The 22,487-nt window shown below is 51.5% G+C and carries 22 protein-coding genes; 11 read left to right on the top strand and 11 right to left on the bottom strand.

The window, feature by feature from the left end; genetic code table 11:
• The first annotated feature begins 44 nt into the window (after nucleotides 1–44).
• From MET42_RS0101440 to MET42_RS0101425, 4 genes are all read left to right on the top strand, one after another.
• Entirely contained in the window at nucleotides 45–419 is a 375-nt protein-coding gene (locus MET42_RS0101440) for an HTH domain-containing protein (RefSeq protein ID WP_019880925.1), read from the top strand.
• The gene (locus MET42_RS0101435; RefSeq protein WP_019880923.1) at nucleotides 416–784 is read left to right on the top strand and encodes a hypothetical protein; all 369 of its coding nucleotides are present in this window, start codon (nucleotides 416–418) and stop codon (nucleotides 782–784) included. The genes MET42_RS0101440 and MET42_RS0101435 overlap by 4 nt, the downstream gene beginning before the upstream one ends.
• A gap of 150 nt (nucleotides 785–934) precedes the next feature.
• Nucleotides 935–1,537 carry an ATP-binding protein gene (locus tag MET42_RS14295; protein WP_019880922.1) on the top strand — a complete coding sequence of 201 codons (603 nt, stop codon included), beginning with the start codon at nucleotides 935–937 and terminating at the stop codon, nucleotides 1,535–1,537.
• 12 nt (nucleotides 1,538–1,549) lie between these two features.
• Nucleotides 1,550–2,053, top strand: a complete 504-nt coding sequence (locus MET42_RS0101425) for a DUF1993 family protein (RefSeq protein WP_019880920.1) — start codon at nucleotides 1,550–1,552, stop codon at nucleotides 2,051–2,053.
• 4 nt (nucleotides 2,054–2,057) lie between these two features.
• On the opposite strand, the gene MET42_RS0101420 is transcribed toward MET42_RS0101425, so the two are convergent.
• On the bottom strand, nucleotides 2,058–2,468 hold the full coding sequence (locus tag MET42_RS0101420; protein ID WP_019880919.1) for a hypothetical protein: 411 nt from the start codon (nucleotides 2,466–2,468) through the stop codon (nucleotides 2,058–2,060).
• Nucleotides 2,469–2,701: 233 nt separating this feature from the next.
• On the opposite strand from MET42_RS0101420, the gene MET42_RS14850 reads away from it, so the two are divergent.
• Nucleotides 2,702–2,857, top strand: coding sequence for a hypothetical protein (locus tag MET42_RS14850; RefSeq protein ID WP_019880917.1), 156 nt, complete (start codon nucleotides 2,702–2,704; stop codon nucleotides 2,855–2,857).
• A 308-nt stretch (nucleotides 2,858–3,165) separates the two neighbouring features.
• Here MET42_RS14850 and MET42_RS0101405 read toward each other — a convergent pair whose 3' ends face one another.
• From MET42_RS0101405 to MET42_RS0101380, 6 genes are read right to left on the bottom strand one after another with little or no spacing between them, the layout of a single operon-like run.
• Nucleotides 3,166–7,191: a pilus assembly protein gene (locus tag MET42_RS0101405; protein ID WP_019880915.1), complete on the bottom strand. Its 4,026-nt coding sequence runs from the start codon at nucleotides 7,189–7,191 to the stop codon at nucleotides 3,166–3,168.
• 12 nt (nucleotides 7,192–7,203) lie between these two features.
• The gene (locus MET42_RS0101400) at nucleotides 7,204–7,899 is read right to left on the bottom strand and encodes a pilus assembly PilX N-terminal domain-containing protein (RefSeq protein WP_019880913.1); all 696 of its coding nucleotides are present in this window, start codon (nucleotides 7,897–7,899) and stop codon (nucleotides 7,204–7,206) included.
• Nucleotides 7,889–9,043 (bottom strand): PilW family protein, encoded by a 1,155-nt coding sequence (locus tag MET42_RS0101395; RefSeq protein ID WP_019880912.1) that lies wholly within the window; start codon nucleotides 9,041–9,043, stop codon nucleotides 7,889–7,891. The genes MET42_RS0101400 and MET42_RS0101395 overlap by 11 nt, the downstream gene beginning before the upstream one ends.
• Nucleotides 9,043–9,447 carry a hypothetical protein gene (locus MET42_RS0101390; RefSeq protein ID WP_019880911.1) on the bottom strand — a complete coding sequence of 135 codons (405 nt, stop codon included), beginning with the start codon at nucleotides 9,445–9,447 and terminating at the stop codon, nucleotides 9,043–9,045. Before MET42_RS0101390 ends, MET42_RS0101395 begins: the two co-directional genes overlap by 1 nt.
• The gene (locus tag MET42_RS0101385; protein WP_019880909.1) at nucleotides 9,441–9,953 is read right to left on the bottom strand and encodes a GspH/FimT family pseudopilin; all 513 of its coding nucleotides are present in this window, start codon (nucleotides 9,951–9,953) and stop codon (nucleotides 9,441–9,443) included. Before MET42_RS0101385 ends, MET42_RS0101390 begins: the two co-directional genes overlap by 7 nt.
• 3 nt (nucleotides 9,954–9,956) lie before the next feature.
• Nucleotides 9,957–10,367, bottom strand: coding sequence for a type IV pilin protein (locus tag MET42_RS0101380; protein WP_019880908.1), 411 nt, complete (start codon nucleotides 10,365–10,367; stop codon nucleotides 9,957–9,959).
• A 133-nt stretch (nucleotides 10,368–10,500) separates the two neighbouring features.
• Between MET42_RS0101380 and MET42_RS15045 the strand changes: the two genes are divergently transcribed.
• Nucleotides 10,501–10,677, top strand: a complete 177-nt coding sequence (locus MET42_RS15045; RefSeq protein ID WP_369751510.1) for a lipoprotein — start codon at nucleotides 10,501–10,503, stop codon at nucleotides 10,675–10,677.
• Nucleotides 10,674–11,933, top strand: a complete 1,260-nt coding sequence (lysA, locus tag MET42_RS0101370) for a diaminopimelate decarboxylase (protein ID WP_029512288.1) — start codon at nucleotides 10,674–10,676, stop codon at nucleotides 11,931–11,933. Before MET42_RS15045 ends, lysA begins: the two co-directional genes overlap by 4 nt.
• A 66-nt stretch (nucleotides 11,934–11,999) precedes the next feature.
• Here the strand turns inward: lysA and purU are convergent, their stop codons facing one another.
• Nucleotides 12,000–12,854 (bottom strand): formyltetrahydrofolate deformylase, encoded by an 855-nt coding sequence (purU, locus tag MET42_RS0101365; protein ID WP_019880904.1) that lies wholly within the window; start codon nucleotides 12,852–12,854, stop codon nucleotides 12,000–12,002.
• A 100-nt stretch (nucleotides 12,855–12,954) separates the two neighbouring features.
• On the opposite strand from purU, the gene ispH reads away from it, so the two are divergent.
• Nucleotides 12,955–13,932, top strand: coding sequence for a 4-hydroxy-3-methylbut-2-enyl diphosphate reductase (ispH, locus tag MET42_RS0101360; protein WP_019880902.1), 978 nt, complete (start codon nucleotides 12,955–12,957; stop codon nucleotides 13,930–13,932).
• 330 nt (nucleotides 13,933–14,262) lie between these two features.
• Here ispH and MET42_RS0101350 read toward each other — a convergent pair whose 3' ends face one another.
• From MET42_RS0101350 to MET42_RS0101340, 3 genes are read right to left on the bottom strand one after another with little or no spacing between them, the layout of a single operon-like run.
• On the bottom strand, nucleotides 14,263–17,355 hold the full coding sequence (locus MET42_RS0101350) for an efflux RND transporter permease subunit (RefSeq protein WP_019880900.1): 3,093 nt from the start codon (nucleotides 17,353–17,355) through the stop codon (nucleotides 14,263–14,265).
• A gap of 3 nt (nucleotides 17,356–17,358) precedes the next feature.
• Nucleotides 17,359–18,483, bottom strand: a complete 1,125-nt coding sequence (locus MET42_RS0101345) for an efflux RND transporter periplasmic adaptor subunit (protein WP_019880899.1) — start codon at nucleotides 18,481–18,483, stop codon at nucleotides 17,359–17,361.
• Between the two features lie 36 nt (nucleotides 18,484–18,519).
• Nucleotides 18,520–19,851 carry a TolC family protein gene (locus tag MET42_RS0101340; RefSeq protein WP_019880897.1) on the bottom strand — a complete coding sequence of 444 codons (1,332 nt, stop codon included), beginning with the start codon at nucleotides 19,849–19,851 and terminating at the stop codon, nucleotides 18,520–18,522.
• 144 nt (nucleotides 19,852–19,995) lie between these two features.
• Between MET42_RS0101340 and nudB the strand changes: the two genes are divergently transcribed.
• Genes nudB through MET42_RS0101325 form a run of 3 tightly spaced genes read left to right on the top strand, consistent with a single transcriptional unit; the run spans nucleotide 19,996 to nucleotide 22,058 of the window.
• Entirely contained in the window at nucleotides 19,996–20,490 is a 495-nt protein-coding gene (gene nudB, locus MET42_RS0101335; RefSeq protein WP_019880896.1) for a dihydroneopterin triphosphate diphosphatase, read from the top strand.
• A 42-nt stretch (nucleotides 20,491–20,532) separates the two neighbouring features.
• Nucleotides 20,533–21,630, top strand: a complete 1,098-nt coding sequence (gene nadA, locus MET42_RS0101330) for a quinolinate synthase NadA (RefSeq protein ID WP_019880895.1) — start codon at nucleotides 20,533–20,535, stop codon at nucleotides 21,628–21,630.
• Entirely contained in the window at nucleotides 21,630–22,058 is a 429-nt protein-coding gene (locus tag MET42_RS0101325; protein ID WP_019880894.1) for an HIT family protein, read from the top strand. Before nadA ends, MET42_RS0101325 begins: the two co-directional genes overlap by 1 nt.
• Nucleotides 22,059–22,487 lie beyond the last annotated feature (429 nt).

Here is a 22,487-nt window from a genome sequence, read left to right as displayed (position 1 = left end):
GTTATTAGTGCGCTCAATCTTCTACACGCCTTAAGGGAACAAAAATGAAGAAAGTCCCAATCAAAACTGGATCTGATGCAGACTTTTTCAAAAGAGGGGTTCTCATTTCTAGAGCGTTAGATGCAAGTAAGCCAGCCCCCAGTAAACTAATTCTAACGTTTGAAGATCCAAGTGACCTTATAAAACTAATTTCCGGTGCAAGATTAAATTTATTCAGAGCTATCAAGAAAGAACCTGGGTCAATTACTGCTCTAGCAAAAAGACTTAAGCGAAATAGAAGCACTGTAAAGCGCGATATTGATGCTATGCAAGCTGCAGGCATGATCATCGTAACAGAAAAAGTCCACCCGGGTCTCAGGCGTATTAAAGTGGTATGCGCTGTTGTCGAACAAGTGACCCTTGAATGCAGATTCACATGAAAGCGCACTCTACGCAAATAACTATACATTTTGAAAGCGACACTGAGACCTCAGTTAGCTTGGAAACAGCTAATGCGCTCATGACAATCACTGGTACAACATCTATTGAAGCGTTGATTCAGTTAGTACTCATTAGCTTAAGAAATTCGTTAAAAATTGCATACTCTTCTGATCACGGCCTGCCAACTGCCGATCAATTGGCGGCAATAGCCCGATTATCCCCACAAGATCTGGAGCTCAAATTAATTTCAAGTTTGTTTAATGAGTCTTCAGAAGATCAACAAATAAACACTGATCAAACAGATCTCGCCATGTTGATATCAATGGTTACCGAAGAAAATAAGCACGCTAAAATTGACCTTTAAGAGAGCGTTGGCAGAGAAAATCAGTAAGTTTTATCTTCCATCACGAGCTGATCCGGATTACTGTCGACCGCATTCAGGAGTTTCCAGTTAATTCGCATACAACAAAAAAGTAGTGGCTTATCAAGATATGGACTACATTTATTGTAAAGCATGGTAAAAAGCAAAATGCCGGAGTTTGACCGCAAAGTGCTGGAGGTATTACGCGAGCCGCTCGAAAATGGCAGCATCACCATTTCACGCGCCGCCAGGCAAGCCACTTTTCCGGCACAATTTCAGTTGATTGCCGCGATGAATCCCTGCCCATGCGGCTATTTCGGGCATTACAACCAGCGCTGCCGTTGCACACCAGAACAAATCTTACGTTACAAAAACAAGCTTTCCGGCCCCTTGCTTGACCGCATTGACATGAATATAGATGTCCCGGCCCTTAAATCAGAGGAGTTGAGCCAGCACCAGTCTAGTGAAAGCAGCGCCAGTATGTGCGCCCGCGTGACGCTGGCAAGACAACAGCAAATGCAACGCCAGCAAAAGCCCAACGCGATGCTAGGCCCGCTGGAGATTGCGGATGTTTGCCAGCTCGGTGAACAAGCCAGCCACCTGTTACAAACTGCCATGCACAAGTTCTCATTATCCGCCCGTAGTTATCACCGCATTCTCAAAGTTGGCAGGACTATCGCTGATCTGGCCGGTGCAGAACACATGAGTGATGCGCACATTGCAGAAGCGTTACAATATCGGCGTTATGACTATTAAGAGGATTACGCCATGCATTTATATGATGTCAGTATCGCGCCATTGCTGCGCACATTGCAAAACCTGAAACACATCCTGCAACAAGGTGAATTGTATGCTGAGCAGAAGAAAGTAGCGCCTGAAGTGCTGCTGAACAGCCGTTTAGCCATCGATATGTATCCGCTCACCAGACAAGTGCAATTGGTAAGCGACATGAGTAAAGGTGCAGGCGCTAGACTGGCCGGATTGGAAATTCCGCAATATGCCGATGATGAAACCAGCTTTGACATGCTGTACGCCAGAATCGATAAAACCATAGATTTTCTGGCACAAATCCAACCAGAACAGCTGGAGGGGGCTGACAGCAAAGAAATCGTGCTGACGATCCGCAAAGTGGACCTGACATTTACCGGGTTGGACTACCTGCAAAAATGGGTCATTCCCAACGTCTATTTTCACACCACCACGGCTTATAACATTTTGCGCCACCTCGGTGTACCGCTTGGCAAAACCGATTATCTCGGCCAAAAACGCTAATCACTCAAGCAGGTTTACGCCAATAGCCAGCCACGCCAGGCTGCGCCTTTAACATAGCCTGCCGCCGTAGCGTTTCATAAGCCTCAGCCTCAGAAATGCCCTGCTCATGTGCGATACGCGGCGCTTGCTGATTGGCTTGAGTCACCCAGGCCGGATTCTGCGCATAGCCACGATCCTGCATGCAGCGATCTAGCACCCGTGATTGCCTGGCCGCTTTCTCCAGCTTTTGAAACGGCAACACCTCAGGCAACTCAGCCGCAGCCTTGCTGGCAATCAGGTCACACTGATTAATCGCTTGCGCAACCTCACTCTGCTGGCCACTGGGCTCAACCTCCGTCAGCGATTGCCAGTACCAGAACGCTGTATATCCCAGCAACAAAATCCCCAATACAGCGAACACACTTGAAGTCTTCATTCGCAACCCTCGCTTTCAATCCTTTTATTGTGCGCCATTTCATGACCGATGAATAGCAAGGTCACTGTCATCTAAACAATGCATTCACTTCACGAAATCTTCACACAGCCTGGTTAACATAGTTTTAATCGATGGTGATATGGAAAACCGCCATAAACCAGAATGCCCGACTTAAGAATGGACCAAGCATGACGTTAATACAGTTATACATACCAGCAAATAAAGGAAGAATCATGAGCGAATGGCAAGATGAGCCACTGACCTACACCGCCAGCATGCCTGAGCTGATGACTGCACAGGATATTATGTACCTGGCTGAAGATATTGTGGCTGACAATAATATTCAAGCAATCTACAAACCTGCAGAACTCTCCCTGGAAGTGGTATAGCACCAAGCATTGTTGCCCGGCACACAGCCGTGGCTAATCTGTACCAAATTCACGCACGACCTCTGCAACATCCCCCTCTGGGCACGCGTTTCAGGCATGCCTAGACACACCCCCGGTGTTTGCCTAAAATAAACCTTCGACCATCACCATCACTGGAGGCAACCATGTTTTTAGGCGCGGTAGGCATCTATACCCTGATTGGCGTTGTTGTAGCGATTTGCCTGATTTTGTATGTGTTTGCACAACGGGTGAAATAAGCCGCAGGTAACAAAAAAGCCCCGTTAGGGGCTTTTTTAATGGTGTCACTCTTACTGAATCAACTCATGCCAGCTTTGCTTGGTGCCATAGCTGCCATTGTTCTTCTGCTTGAAAATCTCAGTCGACCTGCTCGTCGCCGAGAGGCCAAACACTTGGTCGTCCAGACTCAGTTGCTGCGGTGTTGGGTCATTACTGCCCGTCACCACCACATGTGGCACGCCATTACCGTCATAAACGATATTGAAGCCCACCGCCGGGGTAGTCATGCGCTCGGAAACGATGCCACTGGTTAGCAAAGAGCCGCCTTTTTTGTAGTTAAAGAAGTTAAACCAGCCATACCCTGCGCCATTACAGGCCTCGCTGCTGGGCACCATGGTTGGCATCATGAGTGCACCATTTAACAACAGTGGATCGAGGTTAACGCGCTCACCCGCCGGGAAATCCAGCACCCAGCCATAGCCGGTATCAAAATTGACCGTCCCACTCGAGGTCACGACACGATCACCACTCAGCGATTGCGTCGTCAGTTGCGCACGCCCGATCGCCGTGGTTTGCCCGTTATCTTTAAACGTGTATGCAGAGTTTTGTGGGGTGTTTGTCAAATCAGCCGGTTCGAGAAACTTCCCTGTCCCCACCATGACCACCTTGTTATTGTCGACCTTACCCAACTCTGGTTGGGTAGTGATTTTTTGCACATTACCGCCGCCATCACGTAAGGTCGCAATTTTAGTCACTGCATTGGTGTTGATGTTAAAGCGCCAGATGTTGCCATTTAAATCACCACCATACACATTCAAGGCCATGTTATTTTCGAACATCTGGTCAGCATAGGCCGAGATTCTTGATAGGCCACTAGGCTCGCCAGCACTGCCTTCACCGGTAGAGAGAGTTTTCAACACGCTGCCGGTATTGGCATCGAGCACATACAGGTAACCGCCGCCATTCCCGGTTGGCGTGTTAGCGACCAATGTACCATCATTCAATTTACGCGCATTGGTGCCATTGTTATAGCCCGAAGTCACCAGCACTACCCAGCGGCCATCCTGCATTTTAGTCACCAGCGGGTTACCAAAGGTATACCCCAGATTATTATTCGCGCCGGTGGTCTGTGCATAAAACTCCCACAGCAACACGGGGCTACCGGGGTTCGTCACATCAATGGCAAAATAGCCACGCCCGCCGCCATTTAACCCAGAAACCAGGATAGTGCGCCAAATAGCGCTATCGCCACTGCAGCCGGAGATACAAACATCGGTGACCACCGGGCTGCCATTCACGTAATTGGTATGGTAATTGGAGCCATACTCTTTATCGGCCAGATTGGCCAGGTTGGCAATCACCGGGGTGGGGATAAATGCCCACAGCTCATTACCGTTATCGGCGTTGAAGGCATGTAACATACCATCATTGGCGCCCACATAGACCGTTCCACTTTGCAAGGCTTTTCTTGATGCCTTATAGGCTTTATAACCGGCATCCAGATAATCCACATTAGAGGCTTTGAAATAAGCGGGGCGTGACTGTGAGATATCCCCCAGCGTTGCTAACCGCTCACGGAACCAGCGATTATCTGCAACCGGATTAGATGAGGTATCTTCGTAAGTCTTATTCCCTCGGAGATAATCCACCAACTTGCCGGCTTTATTAGGTTCAGTCATCCGCAGGTCACTGGCAGGCAAGCCCTGCATCTGGCTCAACGCTTTATACCCATTTTCCAGCGTAGTGCGATGCTGCACAGGTAAGTTATCTGCCGTAAACAATACCATTGCATTATTGGCATTAAAGAATATTTGACGGTTTGCACCCAGCTGATTCTGTAACTTGCCAGTACAACTGCTTGCAATCGCCACATAACACGAGGCAGGCTCACTCATGCCAATGGCAGAACCTAATGCGCCCCCTGCATTCCCGCACGCAGTCTGATCAGAGTTAGTCGTTTTACAATACAGCTTACCGTCCTGGCTAGCCGCCGTTGCAGGTGAGGTACATGTTTCTGCGGCCACATTCTCAACGCACCATACGGCGCTTTCTGACGTTTGCAAAGAGGTCGTGTTGACCGTGCGTGCCTCCAGATTGCCTGTCCACTTCACGGACTGGTAACTGGCCACATACTGGAAGTTATCCCCATTGGTCGGCGCCAGGCTACTGGCGGCAGCGGCGGCACTGGCGCCCTGGATAGACTTGATCTCGGACAAGCCCTTCGCTAATGACTCACGTAACAACTTGGGGTTGCTGGCACTGTAATAGGTGCCGCCTGCGTTCACTGCCGCATGCCATAAGTCATCAATACGGGTGCCATCCTCATTGAGGGTTGGGTCCGGCCAGTTTTTTGCATTGGAAGAAATATCCTTGTAATCGCCGGAGGTCCGCGTTTTGTAGTCCTCGGTGTAAACCAATGTGCCGTCAATGCCCAGGCCCAAGGTCATGGTCACCATATTCTGTTTTGGATAATCATTGGTTGTACCACACACAGAAGAGCCTAAGCCACCGGTACAATTCGAGAACGTATTATCCCGGATATCCGTATCATAAAAATACTTGGCCGTATCCGCCAGCGTGTTGGACTTAGCGCTACTGTCGAACTGCGGCCGTGGACTGCTACCGTCCTGGTCACCGATGGCTGTACTATTGATACGGGTTGGATTGCTACTGTCGTTCCAGTAACCATCCGTGGTCAGCAAGGTGAAATTAGACTGACAGGCATATTGCATAGGGTCATCATTGCCCAATGTTTTTTTACCAGCAAAATGCCGCCCTACGCTGGATAGCGCCGTACGCAACGGGGTGCCGCCACTGGCAGACACCGCAAACAGTTTCTGGTACCAGGATTGCTTCTGGCTAGCATTAAACGGTGCCAGTGCCAGATAGTTGGAACTCGGACTATTAATGGTGACCAAACCAACGCGATAACGGGAATCCAGCGCCTTGAATGCCTGGCTGGCTGCCGTTTTCATCGACTGCATACGTGTACGGTAATACGCCCACCAGTTAGCAAAGTTGGTCATCTCCTCGGTAAGCGTACAAGTAGTGCCGGTACAATCCAACCTATCCAGCCCTTTGGTCGTTTTTCCTGGGGCTGTATAAGGGACATCACTTGAAATCTTGACGTAGACCATGCTGCCGGGAATGTCAGTGGTGGTATTAGTCGTCAGTTGAGCCGTGTAATTGCCACCTGTCATGGTGACTTGAATCGGGGCGGCGGTGTTCACTGGCTCACCAGCAGGCGTAATAATCGTCAGCACATTGCTGCTGATATTGACCGTATTACCGCTCAGGTTGCAATTGCCCGACAGACTGGTACGGCACATATTATTGCGCACCTCACTGGCAAACTGGCTGCTGTTATATGAGTTGTTGACTGAGACGGTAGTGGATAAAAGCTCAATATTATTGATTTTTATGCTTTGTATGGACGCATTATTACTGGTCTTGTTCAGCGTCAGGGTATAGGTGGAGATAGGCCTGCGCAAATTGGTATAGGTATTGCCGTCATTCACGGTACTGCTGGCATTGCGGATCTTCTGGCAATACATGGAGCCGGTCAAACTGCGTCTGGTTGCAGCCGTGCTGGTGTTACACCAGCGGATATTGGACGGATAAATATAGCTTCCCGTTGCCTCTTTCGAGATCACGCAACTGGTCAGGCTAGGCGTGGAGCAGAACTCTCCTGGGATAAACGCATAGTAAGTCGCCATCGAGCGGATATCAGTGGTCCCGTTTTTGCCACCGCCCAGATCATTCACCTCATTCGGCACCGCCGCAAAATTAGTCTGATTGGCCATACTGGCGGCCAGGTATGTCAACGGCGGGCTATATTGCACCTCTGGATTGTAGTACTGCGTGTTGTAATCCGCATTATCAAACAACCATGGTGAAGAAGAGTTGGACCAGTCAGGCGCATAATCCCAGCCCATACTGCCCGAGTTATCCAGCACAAACATGAGGTTTGGTTTGACATCCGAACTGCCGGAGGTTTGCAACGGCATGGTCGCCAGATCCAGAAATTCAGCTTGCACAAGCCCTGGTAGCAATGCGCCCAGCCAGAAAATTTTTTTGATCCAATGTTGGCTTTTCATCGTTCCACCCATTTAGTTGGAGATAAACGTTTGCAAAAAAGTGACGGTGTTTTTGGGTCCTGCGATACGCAAGGTGACCCGGTATAACGGTGAATCCGAACTGGCGATACAGCGCTTGAACAGCTCAAGATTTGTAATATTATGAGAGCAGTTTTCGCCATTGCTGGGGGAGCTGGCCATCATGCAACGGGAGGCATCACTTAACGCAGCACCATCAGCAATTTCAGCATCACTGTAATTACACATGCGCTCTACAACATAACGGATTTCATTCCCCTGGCGGTCTACACCGTCGCGGATTTCATCATTACCATCGGTCTGGCTGGGGGCAAGGCTGCTATTGCCGTTATTCCACGCCATCGTCGTCAACTGGTTGCCATCACACACTAGCGCATCAGGCCGGGTATCAAACTGGCTACAATTGGCGTAATACCCCAACCCAGGATGGTGCGCCGTACTGACCGACAGCGATACGTTTTTAGCGATACTCTGTGCAATGCCTTCCAACGCCACATTTGAGGCCGTACTGGCCGATTGGCGGAACACCATATTGCCTGAAAGCAAGGCATTGGTATCCACACTGCGTATCAGGGCCACCGCCGCAATCGACATTACAGCAAGTGCCAGCAAGGCAAAAAACAGCACGATACCGGTTTGGCGAACCAAAGGCCTGCGTGCCACTCGGGACAATAAAAGGCTATAGCGCATCGCGGTTCCAAATAATGTTTCTGAGCGGGATAGTGGCTTCAAAGCTACGGTAGCGGTAGCGCTGCCAGTTGGGTACGCCACTTAAGTCAACACCGGCAGGATTGGCATCCGCCTGCCAGATGCACACTCTGCTCACGCCTGCTGCGGCACCGTTACATGTCTGGCTCACATTGCTTCTTTGCAAATTGCCGTCCCTGGCGATCACTGCAATGCGGATCGCACGGATACGGTTACGGTCCATGAGCGCCATCGTCGGCCCAAAAGTACCCGTGGCATCAACCCATCGATCAACCCGGTTCAAATAAGCGGCAGCGGTGGTGGTGGTCGCCGTGGGGTCTATGGTCTCCGTGATCCCGTATTGTGCCTGCAAGGCCACAATATCACTGGCGACGGGTACCGCCGCGCTATTCGGAAACGGGTTAGTGCCAGGCGTCCCACCCGTACGCGTGAGCTCTAGCGCTGCATTCACCGTATACTCATACTGATTCCATGCGCCCAGACAGGAAAAGCGTACCCAGTCTGCACCATTTAAAATGCTCACCGGGCTGGCCGTGGGCGGAGTATTAATCTCAGACAAAGTATTGATCGTGCGGTCAGCACGTAATGATTCCAACCGTCCAAGACTGCAATTCGGATTGGTCGGTGTTTGATGAAACAGCACCACATCATTCTCCTGGCAACCAATCAGGCGTCCATCCAAAGTAGGCGCTGTCATGGTCCCCGTGGCGCGCAAGGATGCACCACCACTGGCCGGGTTGCCATAGCGGATGCGCACAATGTCGCTGCCTGTGCCGCCGTCTACAATCACCACTGGCGACAAGTTAATAATCACTCCGCCCTGGTTAATCGAGGTGTTGATCGGGCACAACAAAGGAGATGGGTCACTACTGTTATACAAAGGCAGGCCATAACCCGCATTCTGCGCGTCGCGCTGCATGTAATACATGGCCAGCACGCCGCTTGATTGCGCATCAGCCCCCCCTGCAATCATGCGTTTGCGAGCTTCGAAGCCACTAAACAGGTTACTGATGGCAAGAGTCGCCACCAGACCAATCAAAATACCCACCAGCAACTCCACCAGGCTCAAGCCCGTCTGGAAACGCTGGCTGCGTAAACGTGAAAACATGCGCATAGATGTATTCATCACGGCATCACATCAAACAAATAACTGGACGCATTGACCTGATGACGGTTACCGCCAGGCACTTGCCAGCCAACTGTCACCGTCACCATGGTGTTGGTCAGTGCCGAGAAAGTCAGCGTACCATTCGGCAACTGGGATTTGATTTTGGTCTTATCCACCTGGGTAATATAGTTTGCCGCATCTCCACCAAAAGCCATCATGTTGGCGATGTGTGTTTGTGCGATCAGTTGTGCCTCCGCGCGGTAGCGATTATCACTGCTGTTCTTAATCATGGCGCTTTGCAAACCCACCAGTGCCAGCACGCCCATACTAAAAATCACCAGCGCTACCATAGACTCAATCAGCACCGAGCCCTGCTGCAAACGTATGGCAAAAGAACGCTTTTGTCGTGAAAGAATTAACATGCTCTAGGATCCCCTGCACCCGACACGGCCGGATCACATACCCTGGCATTGCCCCCGGCTGCCAGTAGCACGCGCAAAGCCCTGCGCTCTTCATTCTTGACTTGCGTATTGGTGACATTGACCACCGTCAGCCCCACGGCCGTCGCCGGGTCACGCGTACCAAAACTGCTAAATACCGCAGTATCATTATCTGCCGACACCGCTGTATTTGTAGAAGACCCTTCCGTGGCACTTCTTTGCGTAATCAGCGCCGGACAGCCCGTGACCACAGTGACACAACCAATCTGCCAGGCACTATTGGTTTGCAGGATAAATTTGACCCTGGCATTACGCTTGATCGCCTCCATCCTCGCTTGCTGTAAACCACTATGGATAGACTCCGCCACCGTACGAATCTGGGCGTTGCCAATCGACGTCTGGAAGGCCGGAATCGCAATGGTAGCCAACGAGATCAACACCGCCATGGCCACCACCAGCTCCACCAATGTAAATCCTTGCTGACGCATCTGTTAGCAAGACCCTGAAGATGAAGTCAGCCAGCAAGAACTGCCCACTGTGCCATCAAACTTGGAGGTTTTGGCATTATCCTGATTGACCGTGAACTCGAAGGCACCCATGTTATTGGAAGCTCGGCCAATGGCTCGCAAAGTGTAGGTAGTCGCCGACTGGTTATCAATGCTGTAATCGAAAGACTTGGCATCGCTAGGCACACAAACGAACCCCGCATAAGTGAAGTTATCCTGGAAAAACTGCTCAGCCTGCACCCGGCAATTAGCCAGATTGGCGGGGGCCTCTGCGGCGTTGCCACTTTTCACATAGTCCTGATACCCTGGCACGGCAATACTGGCCAGTAAGCCAATAATCGCTACCACAATCATCATTTCTATCAGGCTAAAACCATATTGATTTGGGCGCTTCATGATCAAACCCCTTTTAAGATAGCCTTATCATGCAAACAGCAGGCTGTCATGTCCAGCAGCAGCCGACCAGTGGTTGAGATTGCCCGACAAACGGTCAAGTGGCGGTGCAGCCACATGAGCCACTGACGGTTTAATGGTAAAATGGCGCACTATTTATATTGGACGGTGGATCATGCTTTCCTTCTGGACAAGATTACTGGCTGTTGCCTTATTGTTGGCTCAACTGAGCGCCTGTGGTCTCAAAGGGGATTTGTATATTCCTGAACGCCAATATCCTCAAACCCCTCAACAAGATAAGTCTTCATCGTGACCGCGCTTTCAACCCAACCTTTTTCTACTCAACAGGGCTGGCTACATGCTGAACATGTGGCTCTGCGTGAGATCGCCCTGGCACATAAAACGCCTACTTACGTCTATTCGCGTGCAGCATTAACGCAAGCCTTTGAACGCTTTCAGGCTGGCCTGGTCGGCCATGACCATTTGATTTGCTTCGCAGTGAAAGCCAACCCCAGCCTGGCCATTCTGAATCTGTTCGCCAGATTAGGCGCTGGGTTTGATATTGTGTCTGGCGGCGAATTGGCGCGCGTGCTTGCTGCAGGTGGCGACCCGAAAAAAGTCGTGTTCTCAGGGGTGGGAAAATCACATGCTGAAATTAAAGCCGCGCTCGAAGCGGGCATACTGTGCTTTAACGTAGAGTCAGTCAATGAACTGGACCGCATCCAGCAAGTAGCTGCCAGCCTGGGTAAACAAGCCCCGGTTTCTCTACGCGTGAATCCCAACGTAGATGCCAAAACGCACCCTTATATTTCTACCGGTCTCAAAAACAACAAGTTTGGCGTGGCGTTTGAAGATGCACTGAACCTGTATGAAAAGGCGGCGCAACTGCCTAACATCGAAGTGCACGGCGTGGATTGCCATATTGGTTCGCAAATTACCGAGCTGTCGCCTTTTCTGGATGCACTGGATAAAGTACTTGGCCTGGTAGACGCATTAGCTGCCAAAGGTATTCATATCCAGCATATTGATGTGGGCGGCGGCGTCGGCATTACCTACAGTGATGAAACTCCGCCAGACTTTGCTGCTTACACGGCTGCTATTTTGCAAAAACTGGCGGGCAGAAACGTGAAAGTGCTGTTTGAACCAGGCCGCGCACTGGTCGGCAATGCCGGTGTATTGCTGACCAAGGTCGAGTACCTCAAACCGGGCGAATCGAAAAACTTCGCCATTGTCGATGCGGCCATGAATGACCTGATGCGCCCTGCCCTGTATGACGCATTCCACAACATCACCACCATTGCGCCATCAACGGCTACCGCGCAAGTGTATGAAATTGTCGGCCCGGTGTGTGAAAGCGGTGACTTTTTAGGTCATGACCGCACATTGTCAATTGAGGAAGGCGATTACCTAGCGATTCATTCTGCTGGCGCCTATGGCATGAGCATGGCCAGCAACTACAACACGCGTGCCCGTGCGGCAGAAGTCTTGGTGGATGGTGACCAGGTGCATGTGATCCGCGAACGCGAGCAAATTGCAGACCTGTTTAAACTGGAACGTACGCTGCCGTAAGCCTCCCTATGGCCAATAAAAAAACCGAAGCCTCAAAGCTTCGGTTTTTTTATTGGGTGAAACAGTTTAATCAAAAATCACTGTCTTGTTCGCGTAGAGCAGAATACGATGCTCGATATGCCAGCGCACGGCCTTGGACAGCACCACCCGTTCCAGGTCGCGGCCTTTCTGGATTAAATCTTCAACCTGGTCACGGTGAGAAATCCGCGCCAGATCCTGCTCGATAATCGGGCCTTCATCCAGCACCTCAGTGACATAGTGGCTGGTGGCACCAATCAACTTCACACCACGCTCAAAGGCACGGTGGTAAGGGCGCGCGCCGATAAAAGCTGGCAGGAATGAGTGGTGAATATTGATGATTTTTTGCGGATAACGTGCGACAAAATCCGGTGACAAAATCTGCATATAGCGTGCCAGCACGATCAAATCGATGCCATATTGATCAAACAGCGCAAATTGCTGAGCCTCAACCTCGGCTTTGGTTTCCTTACTCATCGGCAGATAGTGGAAATCAATGCCGTAAAACTGTGCCAGCTTCTCGGTGTCTCTATGGTTGCTGATAATCAAGGGAATATCGCAAGCCAGCTCGCCACTATGGTGGCGGTGCAGCAAATCAACCAGGCAGTGGTCATATTGCGACACCATGATCGCCGTACGTGTTTTTTGCTCGGACAGTTTGAGCTGCCAGGTCATGTCAAAACGCAGGGCAATCGGGCCAAACGCCTGCTCAAAGTCAGCCACGGCGACATTGAAATTGGTCAGGTCCCACTCCACGCGCATCAAAAACAGATTATTTTCCGCATCCTGATGCTGGTCTGCGTGTAAAATATTGGCATTGTGCTCATACAAAAATTGCGCAATCGCCGCCACAATCCCTTTGGTATCCGGGCAGGTAATCAGCAAGGTAGCAGTGTTTTTCATAACATGGGCTTCAACGAGCAACAAAAATGCAGATTATACCTGATGCCTGCCAGACCTTGTGGTTGACCTTGGTATTGGCAGGCGCAGAATGCAGCATCCTATGACGGAATTCATTATGCAAACAGAAGTGACACCCAATATTGTACTGGCTAATCCGCGCGGCTTTTGCGCCGGGGTAGACCGTGCCATCATCATTGTCGAGCAAGCGCTGGAAAAGTTCGGTGCACCGATCTATGTACGCAATGAAGTGGTGCACAACAAATTTGTCGTTGGCCAGTTGCGTGACAAAGGCGCAATTTTTGTCGATGAGCTGGAAAAAATTCCGGCAGGCAGTATCGTCATTTTCAGCGCCCATGGCGTGTCTAAAGCCGTGCGCGCAGAGGCAGAGTCACGTGGCCTGACGGCATTTGACGCCACCTGCCCGCTGGTGACCAAGGTACATATTGAAGTGGCAAAGATGCGCAAAGATGGCATGGAAATCATCATGATCGGCCACAAGGGCCATCCAGAAGTAGAAGGCACCATGGGTCAGTCTGAAGCAGGCATGCACCTGGTGGAAACACCTGAGGATGTGGCCGCACTGCAAGTGACAGACCCGGACAAACTGGCCTATGTGACGCAAACCACATTGTCCGTCGATGATGCTACGCAGGTGATCAATGCCTTGAAAGTGCGCTTCCCAACGATTAAAGCACCCAAGAGCGATGACATTTGCTATGCCACGCAAAACCGGCAAGACGCAGTCAAAGTCATGGCCAAAGACTGTGACCTGGTGATTATTGTCGGTTCACCCAATAGCTCAAATTCCAACCGTCTACGCGAAGTCGCGAAAAACCAGGGCGTAGAAGCCTATATGGTCGACAACGCCAGCCATTTGCAAGCCGCATGGTTACAAGGCAAACGTAAGATCGGTATCTCGGCGGGCGCCTCTGCGCCAGAAGTGCTAGTGAAGGAAGTGATTGCTGCGTTGCAAAACATGGGCGCGGCCCACGTTGAAGAACTACAAGGCGTGGTTGAAAACGTCGTTTTCCAGTTACCAAAAAACCTGGTCAACGCCGAAAAGCGCAATCAGGCTTAATCAAGCGGATTTCATCAAACACCATTCTGGGCAAAAAAAACCCAAGCTCGAAAGCTTGGGGCAAGCAATATCCTCGGGAAAGGATAATCGGGGAACGATTGCTCATTGTTGTGGTTATATGCAGTTTGCTTCAATACTTACATTTTGGAGATTACAAGGTCGCCCAACCTGCAAGCTGAGTGACTATCTCTCTAACTGCATATAACGTGCCAACTCCCCGAAAACCACAAGCCATTGATTATTAATCAATTAATTTTTTCATAGATTGAACTGCAATCGCAGTCGGCTGAAATAAACCACCATATTGGTTTTCTAAAACCAGATCACCCATTACGATTTACGACGGCGTACATCTGAGAACAACGGGAACAACAAGGGCAGCAATAACAAGGTGAACAAAGTGGCGGTAATCAACCCACCCACAATCACCACCGCAAAAGGCCGCTGCGTTTCTGAACCAATGCCATGCGAAAGTGCCGCAGGCATCAGGCCCAGCCCAGCCATCAGCGCCGTCATTAAAATGGGGCGTAATCTTGCCACCGCACCGTCGATCACCGACTCAGTCACACTGCGTCCTTCACGCATCAGGTTTTTGATCTGCTCGACCATAATCACACCGTTTTGCACCGAGATGCCTGCCAATGCAATAAAGCCAACCGCCGCAGACACAGACAGGTGCAAACCTGAGACCGCCAAACCTGCCAAGCCACCTACCAGCGTAAACGGAATCATCAGCAATACCAGCAAGGCATTTTTCACCGACTTAAACGCCCAGAACAGCAATACAAAAATCAGTAATACCGACAACGGCACAATCACCATCAGCCGCTTCATCGCGCGCTGCTGGTTCTCAAACTGGCCGCCCCAGGTCATGGTGTAACCTGGCGGTAACTTCACTTGCGCCTTAACTGTCTGCATCGCCTCTTTCACGAAGCTGCCCTGGTCCCTATCTGTAATATTGGCCTTGATCGACACAATGCGCGCACCCGCTTCACGACTCACCCGCGACGCCCCTTGCTTGATCGTCACCTCGGCCACCTCGCTCAATGGAATACTGCCGCCGCCATTAGGCAAGGCAATCGGCAACTCATCAATGTCATCGACAGAATCCCGGAATGGCCGGTCTAAGCGCAATGTGACGTCAAAATGGCGGTCACCATCATAAAAAGTATTGGCTGGATTGCCTGCCAATGCCGTTTGTACCGTATTGTTCACATCGCCAACCATCAAGCCATAGCGCGACAACTGATTACGATTCAAGGTAATGTCGAGCTCAGAGTTGCCGGAAATACGCACCGCCGCAACATCGGTTGCGCCGCGTACCGTATTCATGGCATCAACCACTTCTCCGGCCTTTTGCTCAAGAATCGCCAAATCCGGCCCAAAAATCTTCACGGCGATCTCACCTTTTACCCCGGACAATGCTTCTTCCACACTGTCCTGAATCACTTGGGAAAAATTGGTAGGCACGCCAGGAATCTCGTGAATGCGGCGCGACATGTCTTTAATCAGCGCTTCTTTATCGGCAAACTTCCATTCGCTATGTGGTTTAAGGTCGGCGAGGATTTCCATATGGTATGGCCCCTTAGGGTCTGTGCCATCATCTGGGCGACCGACATGCGCAACCACTAACCGTACTTCCTGGTAACTATTGAGAATGCGCCTGATTTCGCGCTCGACGTCCTTGGTTTTTTCCAGGCTGGCTGAAGGGGGCAGGTCAACCGTGAGCCAGATATTGCCTTCATCCAGCTTGGGTAAGAACTCCGAGCCCAGCATAGGCGCAGATACCACAGATACCACCAATATCGCGACTGAAGCAATCACGACCAGCGCCCGGGATTGGCTACTTTTGAGCAGGATATTGCGATAAGTCTCCTGCAACCTGTGCATCCAGCCGCTGTGTTTTTCCGCCATGTCTTCGCGACTCATGGTGTATGACAGTAAGGCTGGCACCAGGGTTAAGGTCAGGATAATGGCGCCCAGTAAGGCAAAGCTAAGCGTAAACGCCATGGGCGAAAAGATTTTGCCCTCTACCCGCTGGAAAGTAAAAATAGGCAGAAACGCGGTAATGATGATGGCCTTGGAGAACAGGATAGGATGCCCCATATCAATGGCCGTACTTTTCAAGGTTTGCATACGCCAGGCCAGGCCGGTATGCGTCGGATTTTTATCAACCTCTGCCACTGCCAGACGCACCATCAATGCTTCGACCAGCACGACCGCACTGTCGATAATAATGCCGAAATCCACCGCCCCCAGTGAAATCAGGTTAGCAGACACACCACGCAAATCCATCACAATAAAGGCAAACAGCAATGACAACGGAATCACCGAGGCCACAATCAGTGCCGCACGCCAGTTACGCAGAAACACCACCAGAATCGTCACCACCAACAGGGCGCCAACAATCAGGTTTTCTGACACCGTATGTACCGTATGTTGTACCAGGCCGGTGCGGTCATAGAATGGCACCACTTTCACCCCGGCCGGCAGTGACTCATTGACCACCTCCACCTTGGCACGCAAAGCCTCAATCACTTTGGCCGCATTTTGGCCCTTGGTCATCAGCACGATGCCTTCAATGATGTCATCCTGCTGGTTAAACGACACGATGCCAGAACGCGGCCGGTCACCAATCACCACCTGGCCGAGATCACTCACCAGGATGGGTTTACCGTCACGTGTGTCTACCACCGATTGCGCAATATCATCCAGGCTGTGAAACAGGCCGATGCCACGCACCACCAGCGATTCATCACCACGATGCATCAAGCCACCACCAACGTTGCTGCTGTTGTTGCCTACGGCCTGATTAACCTGGTCAATGCTGACGGCAAACTTTTTCAGACGATAAGGGTCCAGCTTGATTTGATACTCTTTGACCGTACCGCCAAAGCTGGTGATATCTGCCACGCCAGGCACCATGCGCAGTTGCGGAATAATTTTCCAGTCCTGGATCGCGCGCACTTCACGTTGCGGCATGTCTTTGGGTGCTTCCACCAGGTAGCGGTAGACTTCACCCACCGCCGTCGTCAACGGCGCCAGGGTGGGCTGTAAGCCTGTCGGCAGACTCACGCCCTGCAAACGCTCCAGCACTTGTTGCCGGGCAAAATAATCTTCGGTGCGTTCGGCAAACGTCAAGGTGACAACCGACAGACCCGTGATAGACACCGAGCGGATTTGTGCCAGGCCCGGCACCCCGCTCATACCATGCTCTATGGGTAAGGAAACCACCCGCTCCACCTCTTCGGGCGCCATGCCGGGGGATTGCGTGACAATAATGACATGCACATCCTCTACATCCGGGAACGCTTCAATCGGCAGATTCTGAACAGCAACCCAGCCAAAAATAGTCAGCACCACCGCGCCGATCAGCAGGAAGACGCGTTGTTGCAGCGAGAAAGTGATCAAGCCTTTTAACATGCTTTATTTACTCACTGATAAATCAGAATTCAATAAAATCGCACCACCGACCACCACGCGTTCACCCGGCTTCAAACCGTCTTTTACCGTGGCATATTCCCGACGTTGCAGGTCGAGTGTGACTTTGCGTTTTTTAAAATGCAAAGGGCGCTCTTCAACAAACACATAGCTATACAGGCCTTCTGTAATCAGCGCGCTATTGGGCAAGCGAATCACCCGGTGCTGGCTGTTATCCAATGGCGTGATGCGTGCATACATTTCCGGCTTCAGTTTGCCATTGCTCTCCACCACACAACGCACGGGGATACGGCGCGTGGTCGGGTCGACCATGACGCCTATGGTTTTGACCTCGCCACTAAACACTTCATCAGGATAGGCATCGACTTCTACGCTCAGTTTCTGCCCTTGCGAGATTCTGCTTAAGTCGCGCTCTGGCAAATCAATGCTGGCCCATAAATGACCAGGGTCGGTGACAATAAACAAAGGCTCTGCAGCATCTGGCCGCACTTCACTGCCAGGATTGATTTTGCGATCAACCACCACGCCTGCAATCGGTGAACGTAATGCGTAATTATCATTGGCAGCCGTTGAAACCCCGAGATTTTTCAGTCGGGCCGTTGCACGCGCCGACTCTGCGCGGGAAGTTGCCCAATCGGCTTGCGCCACTTCCACCTCTTTCTTCGCCAACACGCCACCTTCAACCAGCATACGGCTACGCTCCAATGCCTGCTGCTTCAGCTGCATGTCTGCCTGCGCTTTGCGCACATCGGCCACGGCACCACCCACGTCTGGTGAGTCCATCACCAGCAAGGTCTGCCCGGCTTTCACGCTGTCGCCCACCTGCGCCTTGATGGTCAGTGCCCGTCCAGCCACCGGCGAAAAGATACGCGCCGTCCTGTTTTCATCCAATACAATCTTGCCATTCAAAGGCTCGGTGACTGGCACCGGAATTTCTGTCACCGGCTCGACCTTTAAGCTGGTCAGTTGTGGCGACCCTGCAGTCAGTACGATTTCATTGGCATCGCGTGTGTTGCCAGTACTTTTGTCTGCCGCACTGGCCTGGCTGGAAAACATTACTCCAGCCAGCATGACCATTAAAAAATAGCCGCTGCTTGGCATGGCCCGCATGAATATTTGCTTAGAGTTAGGCGTGGTCATAGTGTGTTAGTCTTGATAAGTAAAAGCCTGGCGGGTGGCGGCCAGCCAGGCAGACAGTGATTTGGCATAATCCGCTTTTACACTGGCGGCTTCCAGTTGCAGGGCACGTAAAATACGTCTGGCATCCAGCAGGTCCATCACACTCATGGCACCATGCCGATAAGCAAATTCGGCAGCATCGGCCGCTGTTTGCGCTTCGCTCAGAATACTCTGGTCAAAGCGACGATTTTTATCCACCGCTGCCTGCAAATCTGCTTTGGCACGACGCATTTCAGCCACGGCCGCTGCCCTGACCTGTTCTTTGGCTTCCATGGCAGTGGTGTAATCCACTTCGGCCCGCGCCGCTTCGCCTTCATATTGATAATTGGTAAATAGCGGAATACTGACAGAAGCGCCCACTGTATCCGGCGCAGAGCCGGGTTCTTGTCCCGGGAAGTGTTGATAAGCCAGCGACCAGGTCAGGTCCCTGGTTTTGAGGGATTCGGCCAGTTTTCTGGCCTGCTGCGCCTGCTCCATGCGCGCCTCAGCGGCTTGTACATCTGAACGTTGCGGTAGCCAGTTGCTTTCCGTCCCTGCCAGCTGGTCTGAAACCAGGCTGGGCCAAGGGTCAGATACATAGAGTCTGGCAGCATCCTGATCTTTACCCAGCAAATAGGCTAACAAGGCCTGCGCTTTCTGCAAGGTGGCCTCTGCCTGCCGTAAATCATTGCTGGCGCGCAGGGCATCCACCCGAATGCGCGCGACATCAGCCGAAGCCACATCGCCCGCCTTCAGCCGCAGTTGCGCCGCCTGCAAGGTTTTATCATAAGAAGCGACATTCGCCTGTTGGATCAGCAACGTGTCTTGCGCCAGTTTGAGATCAAAATAAGCAGTGGCCATCGCCAAGGCTTGCTGGCGATAAGTTTCTTTGAAATCGAAGCCGGAAGCCTTCACCGCACTTTCGGCCACGGCAGTACGCAGCTCGCGCTTGTTACCACGCTCGTACAACTGACTAACTTGCAACGCGGAGTTATAAGTTTTGTCCCACAGGCCGTTGGAACCGTTCTGGTTCATATTACCCTGGCCACGATTGACGTTAACACTGGAGAGTCCTAGCGACAGGACCGGGTTAGGCCGTTGCCCTGCGATCAGGGTATCCGCCTCGGCGCCCTCAACTGCGCGCTTGGCTGCCAGCAACTCGCGGTTGCCCCCCGCAAACAGTTGCTCCGCCTGCCGCAAAGACAATTGATTTAGTACGATAGGATCTGCGATACCAGTAGATGCGGCATCAGCAGCCAGTAAACACCGCGCACTCACTATCAGCATGATACATGCCCAGCCTAGCTGACGCCTCAACATTGATCATTCCCTATTTTTAGATACTTTATTTTTTGATCATAATACTCAGAACGGCTTACGACAATCTTTCACTACACGAAATAAGCACTTTCAGTATTAGATGCCGTCATGGACAATATAACGGCGTTTATAGACAATACTTGCATGACACAACATTACAAGACCCCGGTTTCTGCCCTGATTCTGATCCATACGCCCGATTTGCAGGTGTTATTGCTGGAGCGCGCTGACAAAGCAGGCTTCTGGCAATCGGTTACTGGCAGTATAGAAGCAGGCGAAACACCCTACCAGGCGGCCATCCGCGAAGTGAAAGAAGAAACCGGACTGGATGCACTGGCTTATGATTTTGAGGATTGGCAGGCTAGCAATAGCTATGAAATCTATCCGCACTGGCGCCACCGCTACGCGCCTGGCGTCACCGAAAACACCGAACACCTGTTTGGATTATGCCTGCCATCCGCCATGGCAGTCACACTGGCGCCAAACGAGCATACACGCTATGAATGGCTGGATTGGCGCGAAGCAGCCAAAAAAGTATTCAGCTGGACCAATGTCGATGCCTTACGGCGCCTGGGCGAGAAGCATAATCTGGTTTTATCAGGCACTAATATGATTGGGATTCAGTCTAATCAGCTGTAAAATAACGTTTTTCGTACCGGGCCTGGCCCATACACTTAAAGCATGCAAACAGCCACCATCCAATTTGATAAATTCCAAGCGGCCAAAGACGATGATTGTCAGGCGCGCATCCTCGCGGCCCGCGAAAAGCTAGGCAAACGCCTGGTAATTCTGGGCCACCACTACCAGCATGAAAGCGTCTATCGACATGCCGATTACTCTGGTGACTCCTTAAAACTGTCCAAATATTGCGACAGCCTGGATGCAGAGTTCATCGTCTTCCTTGGCGTGCATTTTATGGCCGAGGTCGCTGATATTCTGAGCCGCCCCGAGCAGATTGTCGTACTACCCGACCTCGCTGCTGGTTGTTCCATGGCAGACATGGCCAACCTGGCCAAGGTCGAGCGCAGCTACCGCGAGCTGAGTAAAGTGCTCAACTTTGATGAAACCATCACGCCGGTCACCTATATCAACTCCGCCGCGGACTTAAAAGCATTTTGTGGTGAGCACGGTGGCATCGTCTGCACCAGCACCAACGCGCCGAAAATCCTCGAATGGGGCTTTAGCCAACGCGAAAAAATCCTGTTTTTCCCCGACCAGCACCTGGGTCGCTGGAGCGGCTACAAAATGGGCATTCCACTGGAGCAAATGCCGGTGTGGGATCCAGACCTGCCCATGGGTGGCCTGACCGAGCAACAAATCAAAGATGCCAAAATCCTGTTATGGAAAGGTCATTGCTCGGTACACCAGATGTTCCGCAAACAGAATATCGACCAGTTCCGTGCCCAGCACCCGGATGGCAAAGTGATTTCGCACCCGGAAACCGCGTTTGAAGTCTGCATCAACTCAGACTATGTCGGTTCTACCGAGTATATCCTGCGCACCGTGAGCGAAGCCGAACCAGGCACCAAATGGCTGGTCGGCACCGAGCTCAATCTGGTCACCCGCCTGGCTGAAGAAATGAAACCGCAAAACAAGCTGGTGCAATTTATGAGCCACGTCGTCTGCGAATGCTCGACCATGGCACGTATCGACCCACAACACCTGGCCTGGTGCCTGGAAAATCTGGCCGAAGGCAATGTGGTTAATCAGATCAAAGTGCCTGAGCATGAAGCCAAACTGGCTAAACTCACCCTGGACAGAATGCTGGCAGTTTCCTGATGAGTCAGTGCCCACTCTGCCTGCCAACATCGCAGGACTTACTGTGGCAAGATGATTTCTGCCGCGTGGTGTTACTGCATGACGCAGACTATCCTGCCTATTGCCGCGTCGAGTTACTTGCACACGTCAAAGAAATGACTGACCTGCTGCCAGCCGACCGCGCCCGCACCATGAAAGTGGTGTTTGCGGTGGAAACTGCCGTGCGTGAAGTGATACAGCCGGACAAAATCAACCTGGCCAGTTTGGGCAACAAAACGCCGCATATGCATTGGCATGTATTGCCTAGATTCGAGAGTGACAGGCATTTTCCGAATAGCCACTGGGGAGAATCTATGCGGGATTCCGAGGTGCAGCCACTTAGTACCGCGATTAGAGATCAGTTACAAAAAATAGTGGTTGAGCGTGTGGAATGTGCGCTTAAAAGCTAATTATTTGTAACACGCCTCTCTTCGTAAGAAGCGTCCCTTTTCGCCTTTAGGCGAGTCACTTTCTGATGCTTGCCCCTCAGAAAGTAACCAAAGAGGAGGGCACCCAGCCATCACGGCCTGACGGCTTCCTTGCGTTGCTCAACAAAATAAGCCGGTCACGAAACTCATCCTAGCGGGCTGCAAACGACGCAGCCCACCGCGGGATTCGGACAGCCGCTCCCTCTCCTCTTATTTTGTCTCCGCTACTCAGCGTGATGGGATGGGATTTATCTCGCCAAACTCACATTGTAGAAATCTGAACGGTTCAAAAAAAACAGATTGGTTTGTTAAGGGCAATAATGGTGGGGCTCATTAGGTGTTCGGGGTCCCCATCTGCCGCGCCGAGCAACGCAGGATTGACGGGAGTTCTCGGCCATCGGCTGTTTGAGC

The sequence above is a fragment of the Methylophilus sp. 42 genome, assembly GCF_000384155.1.
In the GTDB taxonomy this organism is placed as follows: Bacteria; Pseudomonadota; Gammaproteobacteria; order Burkholderiales; family Methylophilaceae; genus Methylophilus.
The sequence above is the reverse complement of the archived record's forward strand: the minus strand, read 5'-3'. Positions and strand labels throughout refer to the sequence as shown.

Excerpts from the sequence above, each read along its gene's own strand:
- MET42_RS0101440 (WP_019880925.1), top strand. The coding sequence starts at position 45 with ATGAAGAAAGTCCCAATCAAAACTGGATCTGATGCAGACTTTTTCAAA.
- MET42_RS0101435 (WP_019880923.1), top strand. The coding sequence starts at position 416 with ATGAAAGCGCACTCTACGCAAATAACTATACATTTTGAAAGCGACACT.
- MET42_RS14295 (WP_019880922.1), top strand. The coding sequence starts at position 935 with ATGGTAAAAAGCAAAATGCCGGAGTTTGACCGCAAAGTGCTGGAGGTA.
- MET42_RS0101425 (WP_019880920.1), top strand. The coding sequence starts at position 1,550 with ATGCATTTATATGATGTCAGTATCGCGCCATTGCTGCGCACATTGCAA.
- MET42_RS0101420 (WP_019880919.1), bottom strand. The coding sequence starts at position 2,468 with ATGAAGACTTCAAGTGTGTTCGCTGTATTGGGGATTTTGTTGCTGGGA.
- MET42_RS14850 (WP_019880917.1), top strand. The coding sequence starts at position 2,702 with ATGAGCGAATGGCAAGATGAGCCACTGACCTACACCGCCAGCATGCCT.
- MET42_RS0101405 (WP_019880915.1), bottom strand. The coding sequence starts at position 7,191 with ATGAAAAGCCAACATTGGATCAAAAAAATTTTCTGGCTGGGCGCATTG.
- MET42_RS0101400 (WP_019880913.1), bottom strand. The coding sequence starts at position 7,899 with ATGCGCTATAGCCTTTTATTGTCCCGAGTGGCACGCAGGCCTTTGGTT.
- MET42_RS0101395 (WP_019880912.1), bottom strand. The coding sequence starts at position 9,043 with ATGAATACATCTATGCGCATGTTTTCACGTTTACGCAGCCAGCGTTTC.
- MET42_RS0101390 (WP_019880911.1), bottom strand. The coding sequence starts at position 9,447 with ATGTTAATTCTTTCACGACAAAAGCGTTCTTTTGCCATACGTTTGCAG.
- MET42_RS0101385 (WP_019880909.1), bottom strand. The coding sequence starts at position 9,953 with ATGCGTCAGCAAGGATTTACATTGGTGGAGCTGGTGGTGGCCATGGCG.
- MET42_RS0101380 (WP_019880908.1), bottom strand. The coding sequence starts at position 10,367 with ATGAAGCGCCCAAATCAATATGGTTTTAGCCTGATAGAAATGATGATT.
- MET42_RS15045 (WP_369751510.1), top strand. The coding sequence starts at position 10,501 with ATGGTAAAATGGCGCACTATTTATATTGGACGGTGGATCATGCTTTCC.
- purU (WP_019880904.1), bottom strand. The coding sequence starts at position 12,854 with ATGAAAAACACTGCTACCTTGCTGATTACCTGCCCGGATACCAAAGGG.
- ispH (WP_019880902.1), top strand. The coding sequence starts at position 12,955 with ATGACGGAATTCATTATGCAAACAGAAGTGACACCCAATATTGTACTG.
- MET42_RS0101350 (WP_019880900.1), bottom strand. The coding sequence starts at position 17,355 with ATGTTAAAAGGCTTGATCACTTTCTCGCTGCAACAACGCGTCTTCCTG.
- MET42_RS0101345 (WP_019880899.1), bottom strand. The coding sequence starts at position 18,483 with ATGCGGGCCATGCCAAGCAGCGGCTATTTTTTAATGGTCATGCTGGCT.
- MET42_RS0101340 (WP_019880897.1), bottom strand. The coding sequence starts at position 19,851 with ATGTTGAGGCGTCAGCTAGGCTGGGCATGTATCATGCTGATAGTGAGT.
- nudB (WP_019880896.1), top strand. The coding sequence starts at position 19,996 with ATGACACAACATTACAAGACCCCGGTTTCTGCCCTGATTCTGATCCAT.
- nadA (WP_019880895.1), top strand. The coding sequence starts at position 20,533 with ATGCAAACAGCCACCATCCAATTTGATAAATTCCAAGCGGCCAAAGAC.
- MET42_RS0101325 (WP_019880894.1), top strand. The coding sequence starts at position 21,630 with ATGAGTCAGTGCCCACTCTGCCTGCCAACATCGCAGGACTTACTGTGG.